Origin of the sequence: Micromonospora deserti (assembly GCF_003236335.1) — a bacterium.
GTDB classification, from domain to species: Bacteria; Actinomycetota; Actinomycetes; order Mycobacteriales; family Micromonosporaceae; genus Micromonospora; species Micromonospora deserti.
Window position 1 is genome coordinate 1 of the sequence record NZ_POUB01000430.1, and the last position, 3,148, is coordinate 3,148.

The following is a 3,148-nucleotide window of genomic DNA, read 5'->3' on the forward strand; positions in this document are numbered from 1 at the left end:
GCTTACCACCCCCTGCACCCAATCACCACCCACCACAACCAGCCCCAGCCCCTACTACGCCAGCCCGGGTTGTGGTCATGGTCGGCGAAAGACCGAGGCTAGTTCCTCAAACGACCCCAAAGACCGATTCTTCGTGCTTAGTGTGGTGTAATGGACAACGGGAAGCGATACGGGGCCGAGCTACTCGGTACGTTCCTGCTAGTTTTCTTCGGCGCCGGGACCGCTGTCGCCGCTCTAAACACGGGTGGCGTCGTCGTGGTGGCACTCGCGTTCGGGCTAGTCCTCCTCGCTCTGGTCTATGTCTTCGGGCCGGTCTCCGGCTGCCATGTCAATCCGGCGGTCACCCTAGGCGCACTCCTCACCGGCCGGATCTCCCTGCCTGGCGCGATCGGCTACTGGATCGCCCAGGTACTCGGTGGCATCGCCGCCGGTTTCCTGATCTTCGCGTTGTCGAACTGGGGCGATGTTCCCGACCAGACCGGCCAGCTCGGCGCCAACGAATACGGCGCCACCATCAACCTGGGTGGCACCCTCGTGTTGGAGATCGTGCTCACCTTCTTCTTGGTGCTGGTCGTGCTCGTGGTCACCAGCCGCACCGAGCAGGTCGGCGTGACCGGTCTCGCGATCGGACTCGCCCTCGGCACCTGCCACCTGGTCGCGGTCACCCTCGACGGCACCTCGGTCAACCCCGCCCGGTCGATCGGGCCGGCCTTGTTCAACGGTGGTACGCCCCTGTCGCAACTCTGGGTCTTCATCGTCGCCCCGCTGATCGGCGGCGCCCTCGCCGCTGCGGCCTCCCCGCTGGCGCTCCGCGCGGCCAGGCCCAGCGGCCCGCGTCGCCAGGCCGGGGCCGACACCCCGTAGTGCCTGACAGTGACCGGTAGCAAGCTGTCCTCGTTCCCGCACCACATCGAGCCGCAGCTCAGCCAAGGTCAACATCCCGGCTGGAGTACTAACCGACCACCCACCGCACCCAGCCCCACCACGCCGAGCGCCCACCGGCCGGAGCGGACCAGCACCACGGAAGGAGGGCTCAGCCCGGGGAGGGCTGGACACGGGCGCGGACCTTGGCGGCGCACCCGTCGAGCACCGTGCGCGCGTCCAGGCCCAGGCTCTCGATGGCGACGAGCGCGGTGAAGGCGACATCGGCCAGTTCCGCCGCCACGTCCTCCCGGCTGTGGGTGACGCCCTTGCGCGGGTTCTGGCCGAGCAACCCGATCCAGGCGCCCGCCGCCTCCCCCGCCTCCTCGGTCAGTTTGAGGATGCGGCAGGTCAGCTCCGTCTGCCCGGTGCCGTTGGCGGCATCCAGCCAGCCTCGCGAGGCCCGGACCGTGTTCCAGATCGACTCGTCCACGCGATCAAGTGAACCGGACGGCGTGGGCGAGACGTACTCGGGGACGGTTGGCGGATCGCGCCGACGCGGTGGCGGCAGTGGGGCCGCCAGCAGGATCGAAGGGACGTGTCGGTGATGCCGGAGACCGTCGAGACGGTGTTCGCCAGTGTGGTCACCCGGAACCCGGGTGAGCCGGAGTTCCATCAGGCGGTGCGGGAGGTGCTGGAGAGCATCGGCCCCGCGCTGGCCCGGCACCCGGAGTACGCCGAGGCACGGATCATCGAGCGGATCTGCGAGCCGGAGCGGCAGGTCATCTTCCGGGTGCCGTGGGAGGACGACCACGGCCGGGTGCGGGTGAACCGGGGTTTCCGGGTGGAGTTCAACAGCGCACTCGGGCCGTTCAAGGGCGGCCTGCGCTTCCACCCGTCGGTCTACCTGGGGATCGTGAAGTTCCTCGGCTTCGAGCAGATCTTCAAGAACGCGCTGACCGGGCTGCCGATCGGCGGCGGCAAGGGCGGGGCGGACTTCGACCCGAAGGGACGCTCGGACCGAGAGGTGATGCGCTTCTGCCAGAGTTTCATGACCGAGCTGTACCGGCACATCGGCGCGCAGACCGACGTACCGGCCGGTGACATCGGGGTGGGCAGCCGGGAGATCGGCTACCTGTTCGGCCAGTACAAGCGGATCACCAACAGGTACGAGTCGGGTGTCCTCACCGGCAAGGGCCTGTCGTACGGGGGTGCGCAGGCGCGGCGGGAGGCGACCGGGTACGGGGCGGTGTTCTTCGCCGAGGAGATGCTCAAGCAGACCGGGGACAGCCTGGACGGCAAGCGGGTGGTGGTCTCCGGCTCCGGGAACGTGGCGATCTACGCGATCGAGAAGGTGCACCAACTCGGCGGGACGGTGGTGGCCTGCTCGGACTCGACCGGCTACGTGCTGGACGAGAAGGGCATCGACCTGGAGTTGCTGCGGGAGCTGAAGGAGCAGCGCCGGGCCCGGCTGGACGACTACGTACGTCATGTGCCGCACGCGGTCGCGGTCTCCGGCCGTACCGTCTGGGAGGTGCCCTGCGACCTGGCCCTGCCGTGCGCGACGCAGAACGAGATCGGCGGCGCGGAGGCGGCGGCGCTGGTGGCCGGTGGCTGCGTCGCGGTGGTCGAGGGGGCCAACATGCCGACCACGCCCGAGGCGGTGCGGATCCTCGGCCGGGCCGGGGTGCGGTTCGCGCCGGGCAAGGCGGCCAACGCCGGCGGGGTCGCGGTGAGCGCGCTGGAGATGCAGCAGAACGCCAGCCGGGACTCGTGGACGTTCGCCCAGTCGGAGCGGCGGTTGCAGGAAACCATGCGGGACATCCACGCCCGGTGCTGGGCCACCGCCGAGGAGTACGGGCTGCCCGGCGACTACGTGGCCGGCGCGAACATCAACGGGTTCCGCCGGGTGGCGGAGGCGATGCTGGCACACGGGGTGGTGTGAGCGGACGGTCGGCGCCGTCCGGCAGGGCGTGCACCGGCACTCCGGCTACATCATCGAGGTACCCGCGAAGTGGAACGGCGACCTGGTGATGTGGGCGCACGGCTACCGCGGCCAGGAGAAGGTGCTCGCTCCGGAGACGCCCGGTTTCGGGCTGCGGCAGCATATGCAGGAAGCTCCCGCCCCATGGTGGGGAGGGAGCTTCCTTTGGTCGTCCAGGTCAGCTGTTCCAGTGCTGGGTGACGAGGTCGGCGGCCTGCTGTTCCCACTGTGCGTAGTGGTCCGGGTAGGCCGAGACCTGCACGGTCTGGGCGGCCCGGGTCAGCGGCATGTCCTGCCACCCGT

3 protein-coding genes are annotated in these 3,148 nt (G+C 69.5%); 2 read left to right on the plus strand and 1 reads right to left on the minus strand.

Translation table 11 applies throughout. The annotated features are described in order from the left end of the window. Positions 1–150: 150 nt before the first annotated feature. Positions 151–864, plus strand: a complete 714-nt coding sequence (locus C1I99_RS30645) for an MIP/aquaporin family protein (protein ID WP_111137638.1) — start codon at positions 151–153, stop codon at positions 862–864. Positions 865–1,033: 169 nt separating this feature from the next. Here the strand turns inward: C1I99_RS30645 and C1I99_RS30650 are convergent, their stop codons facing one another. Further along, a complete protein-coding gene (locus C1I99_RS30650) occupies positions 1,034–1,354 on the minus strand; it encodes a MazG-like family protein (protein WP_111137639.1) in 321 nt (106 codons plus the stop codon). 114 nt (positions 1,355–1,468) lie between these two features. Here C1I99_RS30650 and gdhA point away from each other — a divergent pair, with 114 nt between their 5' ends. Further along, positions 1,469–2,806, plus strand: a complete 1,338-nt coding sequence (gene gdhA, locus C1I99_RS30655) for an NADP-specific glutamate dehydrogenase (RefSeq protein WP_111137640.1) — start codon at positions 1,469–1,471, stop codon at positions 2,804–2,806. Positions 2,807–3,148: the final 342 nt, after the last annotated feature.

What these genes read in the sequence shown, in the direction of transcription:
- C1I99_RS30645 (WP_111137638.1), top strand. Translation starts at nt 151, where the DNA reads ATGGACAACGGGAAGCGATACGGGGCCGAGCTACTCGGTACGTTCCTG.
- gdhA (WP_111137640.1), top strand. Translation starts at nt 1,469, where the DNA reads ATGCCGGAGACCGTCGAGACGGTGTTCGCCAGTGTGGTCACCCGGAAC.